This window comes from Nonomuraea sp. 10N515B (assembly GCF_052245915.1).
In the GTDB taxonomy this organism is placed as follows: Bacteria; Actinomycetota; Actinomycetes; order Streptosporangiales; family Streptosporangiaceae; genus Nonomuraea.
This window is the reverse complement of the sequence record NZ_JBQQBQ010000013.1, coordinates 143,328-158,277: the sequence shown is the minus strand read 5'-3', so window position 1 is coordinate 158,277 and position 14,950 is coordinate 143,328. Positions and strand designations below refer to the sequence as shown.

29 protein-coding genes are annotated in these 14,950 nt (G+C 68.7%); 24 read left to right on the top strand and 5 right to left on the bottom strand.

Going from position 1 to position 14,950, the window contains the following annotated elements; all coding sequences use genetic code 11:
• The first annotated feature begins 29 nt into the window (after positions 1-29).
• From ACTWQA_RS21920 to ACTWQA_RS21865, 12 genes are all read left to right on the top strand, one after another.
• Positions 30-2,885: a YfjI family protein gene (locus ACTWQA_RS21920; RefSeq protein ID WP_443161018.1), complete on the top strand. Its 2,856-nt coding sequence runs from the start codon at positions 30-32 to the stop codon at positions 2,883-2,885.
• Positions 2,886-3,363: 478 nt separating this feature from the next.
• Positions 3,364-3,843, top strand: a complete 480-nt coding sequence (locus ACTWQA_RS21915; protein ID WP_443161017.1) for a hypothetical protein — start codon at positions 3,364-3,366, stop codon at positions 3,841-3,843.
• Positions 3,840-4,232 (top strand): hypothetical protein, encoded by a 393-nt coding sequence (locus ACTWQA_RS21910; RefSeq protein WP_443161016.1) that lies wholly within the window; start codon positions 3,840-3,842, stop codon positions 4,230-4,232. Before ACTWQA_RS21915 ends, ACTWQA_RS21910 begins: the two co-directional genes overlap by 4 nt.
• Positions 4,232-4,477 (top strand): hypothetical protein, encoded by a 246-nt coding sequence (locus ACTWQA_RS21905; RefSeq protein ID WP_443161015.1) that lies wholly within the window; start codon positions 4,232-4,234, stop codon positions 4,475-4,477. The genes ACTWQA_RS21910 and ACTWQA_RS21905 overlap by 1 nt, the downstream gene beginning before the upstream one ends.
• On the top strand, positions 4,474-5,109 hold the full coding sequence (locus ACTWQA_RS21900; RefSeq protein ID WP_443161014.1) for a hypothetical protein: 636 nt from the start codon (positions 4,474-4,476) through the stop codon (positions 5,107-5,109). Before ACTWQA_RS21905 ends, ACTWQA_RS21900 begins: the two co-directional genes overlap by 4 nt.
• Before the next feature lie 84 nt (positions 5,110-5,193).
• Positions 5,194-5,532, top strand: coding sequence for a DUF7352 domain-containing protein (locus tag ACTWQA_RS21895; protein WP_443161013.1), 339 nt, complete (start codon positions 5,194-5,196; stop codon positions 5,530-5,532).
• Entirely contained in the window at positions 5,529-6,122 is a 594-nt protein-coding gene (locus tag ACTWQA_RS21890; protein WP_443161012.1) for a hypothetical protein, read from the top strand. Before ACTWQA_RS21895 ends, ACTWQA_RS21890 begins: the two co-directional genes overlap by 4 nt.
• A complete protein-coding gene (locus ACTWQA_RS21885; RefSeq protein WP_443161011.1) occupies positions 6,119-6,742 on the top strand; it encodes a hypothetical protein in 624 nt (207 codons plus the stop codon). Before ACTWQA_RS21890 ends, ACTWQA_RS21885 begins: the two co-directional genes overlap by 4 nt.
• Positions 6,739-7,065, top strand: coding sequence for a hypothetical protein (locus ACTWQA_RS21880; protein ID WP_443161010.1), 327 nt, complete (start codon positions 6,739-6,741; stop codon positions 7,063-7,065). The genes ACTWQA_RS21885 and ACTWQA_RS21880 overlap by 4 nt, the downstream gene beginning before the upstream one ends.
• On the top strand, positions 7,065-7,478 hold the full coding sequence (locus ACTWQA_RS21875) for a YkgJ family cysteine cluster protein (protein ID WP_443161009.1): 414 nt from the start codon (positions 7,065-7,067) through the stop codon (positions 7,476-7,478). The genes ACTWQA_RS21880 and ACTWQA_RS21875 overlap by 1 nt, the downstream gene beginning before the upstream one ends.
• A complete protein-coding gene (locus ACTWQA_RS21870) occupies positions 7,471-7,956 on the top strand; it encodes a DUF5662 family protein (protein WP_443161008.1) in 486 nt (161 codons plus the stop codon). Before ACTWQA_RS21875 ends, ACTWQA_RS21870 begins: the two co-directional genes overlap by 8 nt.
• Positions 7,949-8,596: a hypothetical protein gene (locus ACTWQA_RS21865; protein WP_443161007.1), complete on the top strand. Its 648-nt coding sequence runs from the start codon at positions 7,949-7,951 to the stop codon at positions 8,594-8,596. The genes ACTWQA_RS21870 and ACTWQA_RS21865 overlap by 8 nt, the downstream gene beginning before the upstream one ends.
• Positions 8,597-8,606: 10 nt before the next feature.
• On the opposite strand, the gene ACTWQA_RS21860 is transcribed toward ACTWQA_RS21865, so the two are convergent.
• The gene (locus ACTWQA_RS21860) at positions 8,607-9,161 is read right to left on the bottom strand and encodes a hypothetical protein (RefSeq protein WP_443161006.1); all 555 of its coding nucleotides are present in this window, start codon (positions 9,159-9,161) and stop codon (positions 8,607-8,609) included.
• 66 nt (positions 9,162-9,227) lie between these two features.
• Here ACTWQA_RS21860 and ACTWQA_RS21855 point away from each other — a divergent pair, with 66 nt between their 5' ends.
• From ACTWQA_RS21855 to ACTWQA_RS21835, 5 genes are read left to right on the top strand one after another with little or no spacing between them, the layout of a single operon-like run.
• Complete coding sequence (locus ACTWQA_RS21855; RefSeq protein ID WP_443161005.1) at positions 9,228-9,419, top strand: hypothetical protein; 192 nt, start codon at positions 9,228-9,230, stop codon at positions 9,417-9,419.
• Positions 9,416-9,733, top strand: a complete 318-nt coding sequence (locus ACTWQA_RS21850; RefSeq protein ID WP_443161004.1) for a hypothetical protein — start codon at positions 9,416-9,418, stop codon at positions 9,731-9,733. Before ACTWQA_RS21855 ends, ACTWQA_RS21850 begins: the two co-directional genes overlap by 4 nt.
• Positions 9,730-9,948: a hypothetical protein gene (locus tag ACTWQA_RS21845; RefSeq protein ID WP_443161003.1), complete on the top strand. Its 219-nt coding sequence runs from the start codon at positions 9,730-9,732 to the stop codon at positions 9,946-9,948. The genes ACTWQA_RS21850 and ACTWQA_RS21845 overlap by 4 nt, the downstream gene beginning before the upstream one ends.
• A gap of 3 nt (positions 9,949-9,951) precedes the next feature.
• A complete protein-coding gene (locus ACTWQA_RS21840; protein WP_443161002.1) occupies positions 9,952-10,755 on the top strand; it encodes a hypothetical protein in 804 nt (267 codons plus the stop codon).
• Positions 10,752-11,033 (top strand): hypothetical protein, encoded by a 282-nt coding sequence (locus tag ACTWQA_RS21835; protein ID WP_443161001.1) that lies wholly within the window; start codon positions 10,752-10,754, stop codon positions 11,031-11,033. The genes ACTWQA_RS21840 and ACTWQA_RS21835 overlap by 4 nt, the downstream gene beginning before the upstream one ends.
• 53 nt (positions 11,034-11,086) lie before the next feature.
• On the opposite strand, the gene ACTWQA_RS21830 is transcribed toward ACTWQA_RS21835, so the two are convergent.
• The 4 genes from ACTWQA_RS21830 to ACTWQA_RS21815 form a co-directional block, all read right to left on the bottom strand.
• A complete protein-coding gene (locus tag ACTWQA_RS21830; RefSeq protein ID WP_443161000.1) occupies positions 11,087-11,491 on the bottom strand; it encodes a hypothetical protein in 405 nt (134 codons plus the stop codon).
• A 40-nt stretch (positions 11,492-11,531) separates the two neighbouring features.
• Positions 11,532-11,750, bottom strand: coding sequence for a hypothetical protein (locus tag ACTWQA_RS21825; protein ID WP_443160999.1), 219 nt, complete (start codon positions 11,748-11,750; stop codon positions 11,532-11,534).
• Positions 11,751-11,782: 32 nt separating this feature from the next.
• Entirely contained in the window at positions 11,783-12,088 is a 306-nt protein-coding gene (locus tag ACTWQA_RS21820; RefSeq protein ID WP_443160998.1) for a hypothetical protein, read from the bottom strand.
• An 80-nt stretch (positions 12,089-12,168) separates the two neighbouring features.
• Positions 12,169-12,537, bottom strand: coding sequence for a helix-turn-helix domain-containing protein (locus tag ACTWQA_RS21815; RefSeq protein ID WP_443160997.1), 369 nt, complete (start codon positions 12,535-12,537; stop codon positions 12,169-12,171).
• 122 nt (positions 12,538-12,659) lie between these two features.
• Here ACTWQA_RS21815 and ACTWQA_RS21810 point away from each other — a divergent pair, with 122 nt between their 5' ends.
• The 7 genes from ACTWQA_RS21810 to ACTWQA_RS21780 all read left to right on the top strand — a co-directional run bounded on the left by ACTWQA_RS21810 (position 12,660) and on the right by ACTWQA_RS21780 (position 14,918).
• Positions 12,660-12,848 carry a hypothetical protein gene (locus tag ACTWQA_RS21810; RefSeq protein WP_443160996.1) on the top strand — a complete coding sequence of 63 codons (189 nt, stop codon included), beginning with the start codon at positions 12,660-12,662 and terminating at the stop codon, positions 12,846-12,848.
• Positions 12,841-13,245: a hypothetical protein gene (locus tag ACTWQA_RS21805; protein WP_443160995.1), complete on the top strand. Its 405-nt coding sequence runs from the start codon at positions 12,841-12,843 to the stop codon at positions 13,243-13,245. The genes ACTWQA_RS21810 and ACTWQA_RS21805 overlap by 8 nt, the downstream gene beginning before the upstream one ends.
• A 5-nt stretch (positions 13,246-13,250) precedes the next feature.
• Positions 13,251-13,664, top strand: coding sequence for a helix-turn-helix domain-containing protein (locus ACTWQA_RS21800; protein WP_443160994.1), 414 nt, complete (start codon positions 13,251-13,253; stop codon positions 13,662-13,664).
• Positions 13,661-13,885: a hypothetical protein gene (locus tag ACTWQA_RS21795; protein WP_443160993.1), complete on the top strand. Its 225-nt coding sequence runs from the start codon at positions 13,661-13,663 to the stop codon at positions 13,883-13,885. The genes ACTWQA_RS21800 and ACTWQA_RS21795 overlap by 4 nt, the downstream gene beginning before the upstream one ends.
• On the top strand, positions 13,875-14,054 hold the full coding sequence (locus ACTWQA_RS21790) for a hypothetical protein (protein ID WP_443160992.1): 180 nt from the start codon (positions 13,875-13,877) through the stop codon (positions 14,052-14,054). Before ACTWQA_RS21795 ends, ACTWQA_RS21790 begins: the two co-directional genes overlap by 11 nt.
• The gene (locus ACTWQA_RS21785) at positions 14,051-14,377 is read left to right on the top strand and encodes a hypothetical protein (RefSeq protein ID WP_443160991.1); all 327 of its coding nucleotides are present in this window, start codon (positions 14,051-14,053) and stop codon (positions 14,375-14,377) included. Before ACTWQA_RS21790 ends, ACTWQA_RS21785 begins: the two co-directional genes overlap by 4 nt.
• Before the next feature lie 85 nt (positions 14,378-14,462).
• Positions 14,463-14,918 (top strand): hypothetical protein, encoded by a 456-nt coding sequence (locus ACTWQA_RS21780; protein WP_443160990.1) that lies wholly within the window; start codon positions 14,463-14,465, stop codon positions 14,916-14,918.
• Positions 14,919-14,950: the final 32 nt, after the last annotated feature.

Genomic DNA, 14,950 nt, shown 5'->3' with positions numbered 1-14,950 from the left:
ACCAACGCACCAGCACCAAGGGGAACCGGTTGACCTCCGAACCGCACCACCAGGCCGACCTCGAGCAAGCACGCGCCTGGCTCACCACCCTCCACGGAGGCGCCCCCGGCCTCATCAACATATGCGCCACCGGCCGCTGGGCCGGCGAATACTTCACCACCGACGAACCCGGCATCAACGCCGCCGTCGCCTACATCGGCCGCCTGGACCAGCAGGGCAGACAGGGCATCTACACCCGCGTCACCACCCTGCGCACCGCCCCCGCGCCCGGCTCCCGCGGCCACGCCAGTGACTCACTGGCCCTGCCCGGCATGTGGGCCGACATCGACATCGCCGGCCCCGGCCACAAGACCAGCGAGCCCCTCCCGCCAGACGTCGACTCCGCGCGCCGCATCCTCGACGCGGCCGGACTCCCCGAGCCCACCATGTGGATCCACTCCGGCGGAGGCCTCTACCCCTGGCACCTGCTCGACCAGCCCCACCTGATCACGGCCGAGGACCTCGACGACATCGCCACCCTCGCCACGCGCTGGCAGCACGTCATCGCCGCAGGCGCCGAACGCCTCGGCTACCACTACGGCACCGGCGTCGGCGACCTCGCCCGCGTCCTGCGCATCCCCGGCACCATCAACCGCAAAGAGGGCCTCTCCAGGCCGTGCACCATCCTCGAGGCGTCCGGCATCACCTATCAGCTGGACGAGCTCGCCACGCTCCTCTACAGCATCGACCTGCCCGACCCGACGCCTGCGGCCAAGGAACCGCCCCCCGCGAGGGTCCCTCGCTCCTCCTTCACACCCGGGACGGTCGGTCCCTTCGACGCGCTCGCCGAGATCGCCGAGTGGCGCGACCTGTTGGAGCCCGCAGGTCTCGCCTACGTCGGCAGCGAACGCGACGGCGCCCAGCTCTGGCGGCGCGACGGCGCCTCCTCCGCCTACTCCGTCCGCGCTTGGCCGCACGTCTGCGTCAACCATTCGGAGAACCTCGACCTCCCCGTCGGGGCCGGCCACAAGCTCACCCACGGCAAGGTGTTCGCCTGGTGGAACCACCACGGCAACGACAGCGCCGCGGCCAAGGACCTCCTCGCCGCCGCCGCCGGCAACCCCGACGCCACCCCCGCCGCCCGGGCCCTCCGACCGGCCATCCTCGACCACATCCGCCAACGCTGCGGCGTACGCCCCTGGCAGCCCACGCCACCCGCCGACGACGTCCCATGGCCCGACGAACCAACCACCGGCCCACGAACCTCCACCAGGGCCCAGGCCGCCGCCGACGTACGCCGCGCCATGGCGGCCGCCGACGAACACGACATCCTCCGCGGCGTCTACCCCGACCGCAGCCACGTCGACGGCCAGGTCTGGACCGCCCCCCGAGACGAGGACGAGCAGCCCCTCGTGCTGCCCCCGTTCCCCGTCCACACGCTCCCCGGCGACGTCGGCAAGTTCGCCGAAGCCGTCGCCATCTACATGCAGGTGCCCGTCGACCTACCCGCCTTCGCCATCCTTGGCGCCCTGGCCGCGCTCGTCGGCGGCCACGCCACCATCACCGGCAAATGGCGCGAGAACGCCCTCAACCTCTTCCTCACCGCCATCGCCGACTCCGGAGAAGGCAAGAGCCCCGCAGTCTCCGCCATCACCGGCCCCATCTACCACCTCGAACGGCTCCTCCGCGAGGACTGGAAAGCCCAGTACGGCGACATGGCCGAAAGCCACGACATCGCCGTCAAAACCCGCGACCGGCTCATCACGAAGATCGCGGACTCCCACGGCGGCCAACGCGACAACCTGCTCGCCGAGCTCGACTCGATCAAGCAGCAGATCGCCGAGACCACCCCGCCGCCGCGCCCCCAGCTGCTTGCCGGCGACGTCACCCCCGAAGTGCTCGGCAAGATCATGCACCGCACCGGCGGGCACATCGCCATCATCAGCGCGGAAGGTGGATTCCTCGGCACCCTTACCGGCCGCTACAGCAAGGGCCAGCCCAACCTCGAACTCGTCCTCACGGCATTCGACAGCAGCGAGCCCTACCGGCTCGAACGCATCACCCGCGAACCCTTCGAGGTCGACCGCCCCTCCCTCAGCCTGTTCCTGGCCGTCCAGCCCGTCGTCATCGCCGACGCCGTCAACAGCCCCGCTGTCTCCGACCGGGGCCTACTCAACCGCTTCCTCATCGCACGCCCCGACAGCCTCGCCGGCCGCCGAGACAAGAACCCGCCCAACGTCCCCCAGCACCTCGAGGAGGCCTGGCGCGCCACCGTGTTCCGCGTCTTCCGCGCCATCCTTCCCAGCGGCTGCCCCGTCGACGACGAAGGCAACCCCCTCGAGCCCGTGCCCATGCAGATCAGCGAACCCGCCGAGGAACTGCATCTCGCCTGGCGGCAGCAGATGGAAGTCCGCGTCGACCCGGACGCCGGCGACCTCGCGCCCATCAAGGGGTGGGCCAAGAAGCTCGAGGGACTGGCCTACCGGCTCGCCGCGCTCCTCCACCTCGCCGCTGGCCGCCCGCCGCAGGAGCCCGTCGACGCGGCCGTGATGCTCGACGCGTTGACGATCGCCGACTGGGCTGTCCCGCACGCCCTGGCCGTCCTGGGAGCCACCAACCGCGGCGACGACGCTCCCCGCTTGGGGCCCCTCGATGAGGCCGCTGAGCACGTCCTGAAGTGGATCCGGCGTAAGGGCCTCGAGGAGTTCACCGTCGACGAAGCCCGCGCCGGGCTCCGTGGCCGCTCATGGGTCAAGCAGCACGGTGCCAACGGCGTGCGTGCGGCGCTCGTCGCCCTGGCCCGTCAGGGGTGGATCGCCAGTGTCGAGCGTCGCGGCGCAGACGGCCGACGCCTCGGCGAGGGCTCGTTCATCCCGCACCCGGAAATCCTTGGGAGGGTCGTGTGAACGCTCACGCTGCGCACGCTGCGTGCGCTGACTCATTCGGCAAGGTCTTGTCTATCCGGTATGTCAGAACGCTTTCCGGTATGTGCCCGGTACCTATGTACCGGAAAGGAAAGGGGGGTCTTACCTGCGGAAACGCGGCTCTTCGGTATTTCCGGTATATCCGGTACCCCTTGCACATGTCTCCGACGGGTACCGGACACCCCTCCACCCCCACGAATGTCACGGTGAGTGATGTACCGGGAAGTGCCGGAGAGATACCGGAAAAGCTCCTGACATACCGGATAAGGCTGGTCAGAGCCCTTGACTGGTACCCCCTATATAGTGAGGTATATCAAGATCAAACTACTTTATGTATATATATACCGTCTAAGCGGCACACCCTGAGTCACAAACCCGGGACACCCACACCCCACAGGTACCGGATATACCGGATATACCGAAGAGCAACGCAGCGTGATCAAAACCGGGGCGGTGGCCGATGACCACCGTCATCCAAGACGCACTCTTCGGCGACGACACCCCACCCGCGCCACGGCCCAAGCCGACAAGACGGGTCAAGAAGCTCGACCGCCGCAAGCACCAGCGCCCACCACGCCGCGACAGGGAATGGAACGAGCTCACCGACTGCGCCCCGGTATGCCTCGCCTGCGGCACCCCAGAACCACCCGACGACGCCGATGCGTGGCCACTCTGCCCCGTCACCCTCAGCCGGTGCGCCACCGTCTGCGCCCACACCACCGAGCCCTACAAGGCCGACATCTGCCTCATCACGACCCACGTAACCGCAGAGCTGATGACCCTCCCCAACAGCGGCCGCACCATCGCCGCCGTCACCTGCCCCCACTGCGCCCAGCTCCACGCCCACGACCCCACACCCGGCCACCACTACCGCACCAGCCGATGCCCCACCGGCCGAAAGCCGTACATCATCCACGTCCCCGACCGGAGCACCCCGTGACCCGCACCCCCATCCGCAGCCTCGCCAAGCTCGCCACCGCCTGGGCCTCACCCGAGATGGACCGCCCCGTCTACTGGCGCACCCTCATCGGACGCGACACCTGGGCACTCCTCCTCATCACCAAGGGCAAGCCCGGAGAGTCGCCGGCACGTCCCAACCAGGCCCCCACCCCGCGGCTATCAGTGGAGTGGGCCCGCCGTACTGGCGCGGACCTGAAGCCCGATGCGCTGCTGTATGAGCGGATCAGCCAGCACCTGCGAGCGCACGTCCAGGACGAGACCGAGGTCGATGTAGCCCGCGCCGCGTCCATCGCCACCGACGTCGCCATCAGCATGCTCGCCGAGTACAGCATCCACGTCGCCCACCTCGTCCGCCCGGAGGAGCTGTGATGGCCACCATCCACATCGCGGGGGAACCCCGCTTCGGAGGCCTCTACCAAGACTGCGCCCGCTGCGGCCACGTCTTCCAGGACTACACCGGCGGCGAGGTAATGACCCTCGAGGAAGACGCCGGCCTCGGCATCCCGTACTGGACCGTAGGCAACCGCATCGCGGTCAACGGCAACGCCAGCTGGAACATCCCCGACGGCGAGCCGCTCGAGGACGACGAGACCGAATGCAGGCCCACGTCATGACGACCACGCTTGAACCGCCAGGTCATGACGGCAAGTGCGGAGGCAAGAAACGAGACGGCAGCGGCGACACCTGCACCCAACCCGCCGGATGGGGCACCGACCACCCCGGCATCGGCCGGTGCAAACTCCACGGCGGATCCACCCCCAACCACGTCGCCGCCGCCCGGCTGGAACAGGCCCGCCGCGACGTCGCCACCTACGGCCTACCGGTCGAGATCGAACCCGGCCTCGCTCTCCTGCAGGAGGTGCATCGCACGGCCGGCCATGTGGCATGGCTCGGCGCGAAGATCGCCGAAATGGACCCAGACGATCTCGTGTGGGGCGTCACTGAGGAGATCGACAAGGGGTCCGGTGAGTTCGCCGGAGTCGACACCACCCGGGCCGCGAAGCCGAACGCGTGGTTGCAGTTGTACCGGGAGGAGCGCAAACACCTGGTGGACGTGTGCGCTGCAGCGAAGCGGGCCGGCGTGGATGAGGCAATCATCAAGCTGACCGAGCAGCAGGGCGCGCTCATCGCCGGCGCCATCTCACAGATCCTCGACGCGCTCGAGCTCACCGCCGGGCAGCGCGCGCGGGTGCCCGAGGTGGTGCCGCGGGTGCTGCTCGCCATCGCCGGAGAGGCGGGACCGTGACTTGCGGCCTGCGCAACCTCGGGCAATTCTCACTCTCCGTAACTTTTGGGAATAGCTGTTCCCGCACAAGTAGAGGTGATCAGCATGTCTGAGACTCACGCTCCGCAACCCCCGACCAAGACCGTCCTCCGGTACGAAGTGCCGATCGACGGCCGTCCGCACACCTTCAAGCTCACCTACGGCCCGCACAAGGTCGCGACCAAGCGCATCGGAGTCGCCCACGCGAACGTGACCCACCGTGTGGAGTTCTGGGTCGAGCACGAAGACCGCGACGGCGTGACGGCGGTCGAGAGGACGTTCCAGGTGTTCGGCACCGGCCAGCCCATCCCCGCCTCCGCCATGTGGTGCGGCACCACCGAACGCCTGGATGGCCTTGTCTGGCACCTGTACGAGCTGTTCTCCGACGAGGAGGCCCAGCCGTGATCGCCCTGACCGTGCGCCAGCCCTGGGCCTACGCCATCACCGCCCTCGGCAAGACCATCGAAAACCGCGGCTGGACCACCAGCCACCGCGGACTGCTCGCCATCCACGCCGGCGGCATCTGGGACGGCCACCGCGCCGCGCGCCGCGTCTTCGAGCTGACAGGCCAGTACGTGCTGACGACCGAGATGTCGGCCGTCGTCGCTGTCGTCGAGCTGGTGGACATCCACCGGTCGTTCACCTGCATCCGGTCGCCCCGCGAGCGGCATCTGCACACTGACGGCGCGTTCACCTGCTCGAAGTGGGCGATGGGCCTCGGCGAGCCGGACGGCATGTGGCACTGGGAGCTGGCCAACGTCCGCCGGCTGGCCGAGCCGGTTCCGTGCAAGGGAACGCAGCGGCTCTGGTCGCTGCCGTCCGACGTTGAGGCGGCGGTACTCGCCCAGATCGGCGGCAGCGCGGCTGTGATCGTTTCTCCGGCCGACCAGGCATCCGGACATCACGACAGCCGTGATCGCCCGCCAGGCGCCACCACAGCGCCGCCCGCGCACGATTCCGCGATCATGCCCCACCGCCGAAACGAGGCACTATGAACTGGCCCCACCTGATGGCACTCCTCGGCCACCGCGTCACCATCACCAACCCCGACAGCGGCACCACATGGACCGGCGACCTGATCGCCGTCACCGACGAGCCCAGCATCGTCATCGACCAGGGCCAGCAAGGACGCATGACGCTGCCGCAGCGGTTCACTATCAACCGCGCCGACTACACGCCAGCCCCTATCCCGCCGTGGGAGCAGGAGATTCTCGACCGCCAGGCGGCCACCATCAGCCTGGAGAACACCCTGCTCGCCCACCTGGGGCGGATGCTGGCCAACCTGCAGGCCCACATCGACCAGCGCGCCGAGCAGATCGCCCAACCCCACATCGACGAAGCGCGCGAGCAGGTGGCCAACGCCGAGGAGGCACGCAGAGCGACAAGGGATGGCATGTGGTCCCTTCGGCAGGAGCACGCCCGCCGGATCAAAGCGCTGGAAGGCCGCGCCGTCACCGCCGAGACAGCGATCGTCCGCGCCCTGGCCACCCTGAACCTCAACACCCAGCTCCACGCCGACGACCAGAGCGACTACAGGCGCGGCTACCAGGCGTGCGCTACCCACGTCACCCACGCCCTCAACGGCACCCTCGACCAGGAAGGAACCCCGGCATGACCGACACCAGCAGCAGCTTCGACCAGTGGGTCATCCTCGAAATTCTCGGCCACCGCCGCCTCGCCGGCCGCGTCACCGAGGCCTCGATCGCCGGTGGATCCTTCCTGAGGATCGACGTGCCCGAGGCTGATGGGCAGCCGGCGATGACCCAGTACTACGCGCCCTCCTCGGTGTACGCCCTGACGCCGACCACCGAGGAGATCGCCCGCCGCGCGGCCGCACTCTTCCGGCCGGCGCCGGTGTCCCGCTGGGAGCTCGCCTCCGCGCCCCGCACTGCAGCCGCGGTGGACGCGCCGTACGACGATGATGAAGGGCCCTTCTGATGACCGCCTGGCAGGAGCGCCTGGCCGAGCACTTCGCCGGCCTCTACGCCCAGATCCCCGACGTCGCCTGCAAGGGCCTGTGCCAGGACTCGTGCGGCCCCATCGACATGCACCCGTACGAGCGAGCCCAGATCCGGCGCGCCGGCGTCACCATCCCCGAACCCCAGCAGGCCGTCACGCAGCTGCTCCTCACCGGCGACTACACCTGCCCCGCCCTCGAGGACGGCCGGTGCTCGGTGTACGAGCTGAGGCCGACCATCTGCCGCGCCTGGGGAGCATCCGAGGCCATGCCATGCGAACACGGCTGCCGGCCGGCGGACGGCCAACTGCTATCGGACACCGAGACGCGGCGGCTGGTCGACGAATCCAAAGCACCCACCCCCGCACAACGTCAGGAGGCCCACGGTGGCTAACCACCCGTACGACAGCACCGCCGACACCCTCAAGCACTCCCTCCGCGTCGGCACCCTCATGGGTCAAGCCATCACCGAGCTCGTCGAACGCTCCACCGAGCACGACCTGTCGAAGACCGAGCCGCCCGAGCTGGAGATCTTCAACGAGTACACGCCCAAGCTCAAGCACTCCACCTACGGCAGCGAGGAGTACAAGGGCTTCCTCGAAGCGATGGGCGAGGCGCTGCAGCACCACTACGCCCACAACCGGCATCACCCCGAACATCACCGTGACGGGATTGCCAGCATGACCCTCATCGACCTGGTCGAGATGCTCGCCGACTGGAAAGCCGCCAGCGAGCGGCACGCCGACGGTGACCTCTCCCGCAGCCTGGAGATCCAGCGGAAGCGGTTCGGCATCAGCGACCAGCTGCTCCAGATCCTGCGCAACACCGCGGAGCACTTCGGTTGGATCGAGGAGGCGGTGCGCCGTGGCTGAGCAACGCACCCGCTCCTGCGGCGGCTGTTTCGTCTGCGCTGGCCGCGTCGTCGCCCCCATGGAGAGCCTCACCTGCCAGAACCCGATCCTTGTGGACGAGCACGGCAACGACATCACCGACATCGACCAGCTTCGCCAGCGCGCCGAGGCAGCCGAGCAGGAGGTCGCCCGCCTCCGCGCCGGCGAAGCTGACGAACCACCCGCCGAAGGCGTCCAACTCACCCCGGCCGAGTGGCTCCGCAAGTACAACGACGCCACTCCCGAGAGACGCCTCCAGGTCGTCGAGCACGTCCGCGACAACGCGGCAGCCGCCCGCCGATGCCTTATGGCCGACCACGACGGCGCGCTCGACGAGCTTCGCCACGTTCACGCCGCCCTCGCCCGCGTCCGCCACATCGCAGACGTCTACGGGTACGGCGCCATCCACGCCGCCAACGAGGTAGACCGCGCCTGGGGACGGCAGGTGTTGAAGGACCTCAGCGAGGCCCTCAGCAGCGCACCGCGCGGTGACCAGGTCACCGTCCGCTGGGACGACCTCGACCTCGTCATGAACGGCGCCGGGAAACCCGCCAGCTGGGAAACCTACGTGGACGCCTGCCAGCGCATCCGCGAAGCACTCGAAGGAGGCCAGCGTGGCTGACCCGACCTCGCTAAATCAACCCAGTCAACTCCTCATTGGCGGCCTCGACGAAACGGTAATACGCCTCCCGCTGCTGATGGAAAGTGGCCATCAGCGCACGGTTCCACTCCGCGTGGTCCGACGACGGCTCGACGAAAAGAAATCCCAGGACGGACGTCACCAGTGCCCCGCTGGCCTCCCGCACCTTGGGCGATCCCGACAGCATGCTGACGATCGCCTGCTGCCGCGTCATACGCATCGGAGCATCAGGGCCAAACTGGCCAACCAAAGGTCGGAGCTGGGGTGCGGATTCATCGGCAGGATGGCCGGCCGCCCGTTGACGCTCCATCGCGCCATGCGACAGTGTCCCAGCGGCGTCGCTCACTGCTGCGAGAAAGTCCGCGTAGACCTCTCGGCGCGCCTCGTGGAAGCGGGTGCGGTCCCGATCCTGGATCTCCTGCTGTGTCTTCTGCTCGGCAGCCTTGCGGATCAGGCGCTGGGTGAGCAACGCGAAGCCCCCGGTGAGGAGACTGCCGAGCAGGGCAGCGCCCGCGGCGATGACGGCGATGACCATCTCCTTCGTCATGCGGCCACGCTAGGGCAGCCGCGCGGCCACTGCGACAGCTTCGACCTCGACGAGGAGGACTGACCCGTGGCAGTCATCCAACGCTGGGAGATCGTCGAGTACAGCGTCGACCCGCCCGCCGACCATCACGACATCACCGAGATCCTCGACCGGCTCCGCGGCGAGCTGGGCGAACGCTGGGAGTACCGACACACCGTCAGCGTCACGGTCGGAGCCGAGGGCGAGATCGTGTTCCGCTACCGGAAGGCACGCACATGAACCGCGCCTGGATCGCACCGCTCGGCACCGACCCAGATGGGCCCGGCTGGACCGCTCTTGGCCACGTCCTCGACCACGGGCTCGTCGTCATCGATGACCTCCCCCGCACCGGGCCGCCTATCCGGTGGCCCGCCACCGTCATCATCACGCGCGACCGGCGAACGGGCCTTACCCGCGTGTTCAGCGACGACGGCACCGCCCGGTCGCGCCGCCGCCTGATCAAGGAGAGCGCGAGGTTCGACCAGGACGGGCTCGCCATCCGCTGGCCGGCCGCGACCCAGGTGAAGCGCGAGCACCACCGGCGGCGCCGATGACCCCGCGCACCACGATCGCCTGCATCCTCCGCGCCATCGAGGAATGCCGGCCGCAGCCCGTCTACCTGTTCTGCACACACGACGACCACGAACGCATCGCCGCCGCCTGCGCTTTGCTCCCCAGCGTGCGAGTCGTTGCGCACGAGCTGGTGCCCGCCGGCGCGCTGTGGATCGCCAAAGACCTGCCGGACATGGACCACGAACAGGGGGAATGACCTTTGCCGATCACCGCGGACGCCTGCCCCGGCCCGTGCAACAACCAGGCCCGCAAGGCATGGGACGCCTACGACCAGGCCATCATCCGGTATGGCTACGAGATGGAGCTGTACGCCAACGCGTACGAGCGCCACCAGGCCGACCTCGCAGCGTGGCGGATCCCGCTCATCTACCCCATCGAGCCCAGGGAACCAGACCGGCCGCAGCAGCCCGGCATCCCCGTCGCCATGGCCAACCCGGTCTGGTGCGGCCGCTGTCCCCGAACCATCCGGCACGCGCTCGGCGAGCTCGACGACATCGCCGCTCTCCTCGCCGCGGCGGTCGACGGCCACCGCGGTGCCGCCATGGCCGGCCCGAATGGCACCCGGGCCCCGGCGCACACGGTGATCGTGGACACGCTCGACGAGCTGTTCGGCGACCTGGTCGACGTCGAAGACCAGTGGCGTGCAGCCCGTGGCTACCCTGACCGGCCTCGCCGGGCTCGCGGCGCACACGCCCGCCTCGTGACGATCGGCTGGTTGCTCGGCCAGCTCGACGACATCCTCCTCGACCCCTGGTCCGTCGAGGTCGGGCTCGGAATCCTGCGCTGGCATCGCCGGCTGCTCTGGATGTCGAAGTCCGACCCGGCCTCGCGGCGCAGCCCGATTGAGTGTCCGCGTTGTCGGGAGCGGCAGGTTCAGCGGCGTGACGACGGCTACTACGAGTGCACGTCGTGCGGGCGGCTCTTGAACGAGGCCGAGCATGACCGCGAGTACCAAGAGCAGGCCGACGAGCACGACCACGAGCGGGAGATCGCCGCATCATGACACTGAGCGACCGAGGCATGCACGCTGTCGCGGCGGTGCTGGCGAACCGGCAGAACATCACGAAGGAAGAGGCTCTGGCCAGAGTCGATCATGCCGAACAGCACGGCAAGGAGAGCCCGTACGCCCTCGACACGCTGCGGGCCGCATTCGAGGTTCTGCGGCCGATCCTGCACGAGCTGGAGGTCGCGATGGCGTCGGCGGATCCGACGTCGCCGGAGGCGGTTGTGCCTGTGATAGCGGTGATCGAGGCGGTCATGCCCGAGTGTGAGGAGACGTGAGAAAGGCGGCCTCCCCCGCAACGGGGCAGACCGCCTGAGAGCCGAACGGGCAGTTACCGGCTGGCAGCCAGGAGCGCCGCGCGGAGCGGGACGACAGCGTCGTAGCCCAACTCGATCGAGTTGTACGGCCAGTCGTCGTCGGTCCGCTCGATCAGCCAGGCCGGACCGGACAAGGTGACCCGGGCGCCGTCCACCGCCGCCGGGTAGTCGCCGGTCACCTCGGGGACGTCGCCCGTGACCGGCCTGCCGATGGCCACCCAGGAGGAGTACCAGTTGTGGGACGATCCGGTCACCAGGTCGAGCGCGGCGAGCACGCACGGCACGTCCTCGGCCGGGATGCTCCACGTGGTCGCGGTGTTGGCGAGCCGTTCCCGCGGCGCGGTCAGGTAGAACGACTCGCGTCGTGTCTCGACGCGGTACGGCCCCATCTCGGGGGTTGGCTCTTGGATGGCGCCCACTGCAGGCCTCGCTTTCGGTGGTGGTGGGGCTGTCGAAAGGCTACTCGCCCTGCGTCTCGGCACGCAGGATCGCGTTGTACCAGTACTGCCTGTAGGCGAGGACGCCCCACTGCCCGGGGTGCCGCGCGCCGGAGACGAACTTGGAGTAGCGGCGCTGGTGGCAGAAATAGGTCCAGGCGCGGGGGCTCATGCGGCCCATGCTGGTGCCGTCGGTGCACTGCCAGTCTCCGCCGTGCCAGCAGAGGTGCAGGTTAGCCATGGTGTTCTCCCTGGGGCGAGGTGGGGGTTGGGTTAGTCGTCGTCCTGCTCGCGCAGGTAGCCAAGCTCGGCCTCGAGGTCGAGTGCCGGTCCGCCCCTCCACGAGGGGCGGCTGGTCGCGGAGGCGCGGAGAATCCCATCGAGCTCCAGCTGGTCCCTGTAGCTCTGGCGCAGCCGCTCGAGGCCCGCGACCTGCTGACGGCGTCCCTCCTCATCCAGAGCCCGCTGAGCCGCGGCCTTCTCTTCGGGTGTCTCCGCGCGTTCGACGGCGTCCATCAGCTGGAGGATCGTCGTCACGTCGCGGTGGAGGTCCTTGATGAACTGGTCGTTGTCGTGCACGGGGTTCTCCCAGCGGGGCGGGTGGGTGGTGGGGAAGGGTAGGCCCAGGCTGCCTGGGGCCGGGGGTCGATCGCAGGAGGTCAGGCGGCGCGCTGTACGGCGGCGGTCAGGATGGCCACGGCGGCACGGTGCCAGCAGCGGCGGCCGAGCTGCCCGGCTCGGCACGTGCACCCCGCAGCGTGCGTCAAGTACGTGGTCGTGCCATCGCTCGACACCGCGGTGTACATGCCGGGCCGGGAGGTGGGGAGGATCGCGCCCTGCTCGATCGCGTCGCGGGCGGAGGTGACCTGGTGGGGCTTGTAGTCGTCGAGCTGGGCGGGGACGGTGATGACCCACCGGCCGGAGATCTTGACGGCGTTGAGCTTGCCGGCCTGGGCCCAGCGCTGGGCGGTGCGGAGGGAGACGCGGTGGGCCTGGGCGATCTCGCGGGTGGTGAGGGTGGTGGCCATCTCGCGTACTCCCTGTTGGACGCTTGTTTATGTACCTACAGTATGAGAGTTTATGTAGGTACACGTCAAGACGATTCCGCCCACCTCCGCTAGAGTTTCTGTATCTACAGCTAGGAGGGCAGATGCCACGCCCCGCCACCGGGAAAACGCCGCTCCGCAACGTCCGCGTGCCAGACCCGATCTGGGATGCCGCCAAGGAGAGAGCGGCGGCGGAAGGCCGCTCCTTGTCCGAGGTGATCGTCGCCTTCCTCGCCCGCTACGGCTCGGCCCCCGCACGACGTCGCACAGAGCCGGGAGAGCAGGATGGCTGATCGCGACATCCTCGACCAGATCGACGACGTCATCCACTGGGACGGGTACAGCGAAGACGCCATGGTGTGGACCGCCGAACCGCCCAAGCACCATGAGCACCTGGTCAACTCTCCCGCCTACGAGCAGGTCGTAACTGCGCTCCAGCCCCTGGTCATCGACCCGGAACGGGCACAGCAGGCTTTCGCGAGGCTCGGCGAGCAGATGCAGGCGTTCGCCGAAGCGTTCCGCCCGGTCGCCGAGCAGCTGGCGCGCAGCTTCGCGGCCGTGACCAAGGCGTTCAACGAGATCGTGAGCACGCCGGCGATGCGCGAGCTGGCGCAGGAGCAGCGGCGCGCACGCTCCGCGATGAAGAGCGAGTACGCCCGGCGCCGCCGGCGGAGAGCGAGAAGAGGATGACCAGCATGAGCAGTCGCCCGCCCGCCGCTCCGCTCCACCAACGCGCCGAAGCCGAGCGCACGAAACGCGGCTGGACCCGAGACGAACTCGCCCGCCACGCAGGCATCGGCCGGCTAACCTACGACCGGCTCGCCACCAACCTCGAACCGCCCATCCCGCGCACCGTCCGGAAGCTCTGCCAGGCGCTCGACATCGACCTCGCCGAGGGGCTGCGGCTTGCCGGCATCGCTGAGCCCGGAGGCGTGGCGCAGGCCGAGCACGTAGCGGCGGCTCGGCAGGCGATGGAGCAGGCGTATCGCGGTGATCTGGAGGGGACGTTGCGGGCGCTGGCCAGCATGGGTCCCGAGCAGCTGCGTGAACTCTCCGCCGCGGCGAGCATGTTGGCGGCCCTGGCCGACGAGGAGCTGAGCACCAGATGAAGAACACGATCAGCGTGGCAGGCCATGAGGCGAAGGTCGACCAAGGCGAGTACGAGGACTTCGACGACGACGGACAGCCCGTCATCCGTGCGACCGGCCGCAGCACCTGGTGGTGCTCGTGCGGAGAACGCGGCGCGGGCCCGAACCACGAGGTCGCAGTCGCGATCCGGGAACACCTTGGCGTCGACGAGGACGAGGAGATGCGCGACCGTGGCGAGTAACCGTCTGCGAGCCGAGCTGCGCGCGATCGCCCAGACCGTCATCGAGATCTGCGCCCCCACGATCTGGATCCGCTGGTGGCCGCCGAGCATCCACATCGACCAGCAGGCGGCCGACGAGCGCGTGGCCGCCGTACGGGCCGGGACCAGGAGGGTAGGGAGATGGACGTGACCGAGGACGAGGTGGCGCGGACGCTGCGGGAGCACCACCCGACCCAGCCGGACGAGGACGCTTGGGAGCATGGGGCCGACGCGGCCCGCAACGTCGGCGAGCCGCCGATGCGCGTTCAGTGCCACGTGCAGCTGCTGTTCGGGGACCTGGCCGAGGTGGTCACGATGTACCACCCGTACGACGATCCGCTGCGCGTGCCCGCGGCCGCGCTCGCCGAGCAGCTCGGCGTCGAGCTGGAGGCGTTGCCGGGGTGTCGCTTCACGGCGGTGATCGAAGGTGACACGGTGAGGGATGCTGAGCTGCTGGCATCTGACCTGGGGTAACGGGCAGGCGGGCGGGTCTGGGATTCGTCCGCTTTTCTTGATCCCAGCATCTTGCAAATCACCGGACTAATCCTGCATAATAGAGATGTCGGAAGGGGTTGGCACCCCCGACCGGCGGCAGGTTGACAAATCCACAGCGGAAGGGAGAAAGCCCATGGCAGACAGCCATGAGCGGCGTATCCAGCGGATGGTCACGGCCATCACGGATACGATCAACGTCCTCCAAATGGTCCTCGCGGACCTCCCCATCCCGGTCCAGCTGGACCTGATCGGGCTCAACCCGAGCCAGCTCGGCGAGCGGATGGAGAGGACGCGCCAGATCATCCGGGAGATCCCGATGCCCGACGGGGCAAAGGCTCACCTGGAGCTGGCCATCCTGGACTTCCTCTCGGCATTCGATGTAGCCCACATCGCATACCACGAGGAAGAAAACCTCTGGCGTGAGGACGCCGTCTTCGCCCTCATCTCGGACGTTCTCGCCAACATCACGTTGGTGAATGCGTACCTGCACGGGGTGATCGACGACACCGAGGAGGACTAAATCTCCTCCCCTGGCCCGGGTCGCCAGCCCGG

Bases quoted from the DNA above. Each gene is read 5' to 3' on its own strand.
- ACTWQA_RS21875 (WP_443161009.1), top strand. From the start codon at position 7,065: ATGACCGCCTGGCAGGAGCGCCTGGCCGAGCACTTCGCCGGCCTCTAC.
- ACTWQA_RS21885 (WP_443161011.1), top strand. From the start codon at position 6,119: ATGAACTGGCCCCACCTGATGGCACTCCTCGGCCACCGCGTCACCATC.
- ACTWQA_RS21810 (WP_443160996.1), top strand. From the start codon at position 12,660: ATGCCACGCCCCGCCACCGGGAAAACGCCGCTCCGCAACGTCCGCGTG.
- ACTWQA_RS21815 (WP_443160997.1), bottom strand. From the start codon at position 12,537: ATGGCCACCACCCTCACCACCCGCGAGATCGCCCAGGCCCACCGCGTC.
- ACTWQA_RS21850 (WP_443161004.1), top strand. From the start codon at position 9,416: ATGAACCGCGCCTGGATCGCACCGCTCGGCACCGACCCAGATGGGCCC.
- ACTWQA_RS21795 (WP_443160993.1), top strand. From the start codon at position 13,661: ATGAAGAACACGATCAGCGTGGCAGGCCATGAGGCGAAGGTCGACCAA.
- ACTWQA_RS21805 (WP_443160995.1), top strand. From the start codon at position 12,841: ATGGCTGATCGCGACATCCTCGACCAGATCGACGACGTCATCCACTGG.
- ACTWQA_RS21825 (WP_443160999.1), bottom strand. From the start codon at position 11,750: ATGGCTAACCTGCACCTCTGCTGGCACGGCGGAGACTGGCAGTGCACC.
- ACTWQA_RS21915 (WP_443161017.1), top strand. From the start codon at position 3,364: ATGACCACCGTCATCCAAGACGCACTCTTCGGCGACGACACCCCACCC.
- ACTWQA_RS21905 (WP_443161015.1), top strand. From the start codon at position 4,232: ATGGCCACCATCCACATCGCGGGGGAACCCCGCTTCGGAGGCCTCTAC.
- ACTWQA_RS21900 (WP_443161014.1), top strand. From the start codon at position 4,474: ATGACGACCACGCTTGAACCGCCAGGTCATGACGGCAAGTGCGGAGGC.
- ACTWQA_RS21800 (WP_443160994.1), top strand. From the start codon at position 13,251: ATGAGCAGTCGCCCGCCCGCCGCTCCGCTCCACCAACGCGCCGAAGCC.
- ACTWQA_RS21835 (WP_443161001.1), top strand. From the start codon at position 10,752: ATGACACTGAGCGACCGAGGCATGCACGCTGTCGCGGCGGTGCTGGCG.
- ACTWQA_RS21895 (WP_443161013.1), top strand. From the start codon at position 5,194: ATGTCTGAGACTCACGCTCCGCAACCCCCGACCAAGACCGTCCTCCGG.
- ACTWQA_RS21780 (WP_443160990.1), top strand. From the start codon at position 14,463: ATGTCGGAAGGGGTTGGCACCCCCGACCGGCGGCAGGTTGACAAATCC.
- ACTWQA_RS21860 (WP_443161006.1), bottom strand. From the start codon at position 9,161: ATGACGAAGGAGATGGTCATCGCCGTCATCGCCGCGGGCGCTGCCCTG.
- ACTWQA_RS21880 (WP_443161010.1), top strand. From the start codon at position 6,739: ATGACCGACACCAGCAGCAGCTTCGACCAGTGGGTCATCCTCGAAATT.
- ACTWQA_RS21845 (WP_443161003.1), top strand. From the start codon at position 9,730: ATGACCCCGCGCACCACGATCGCCTGCATCCTCCGCGCCATCGAGGAA.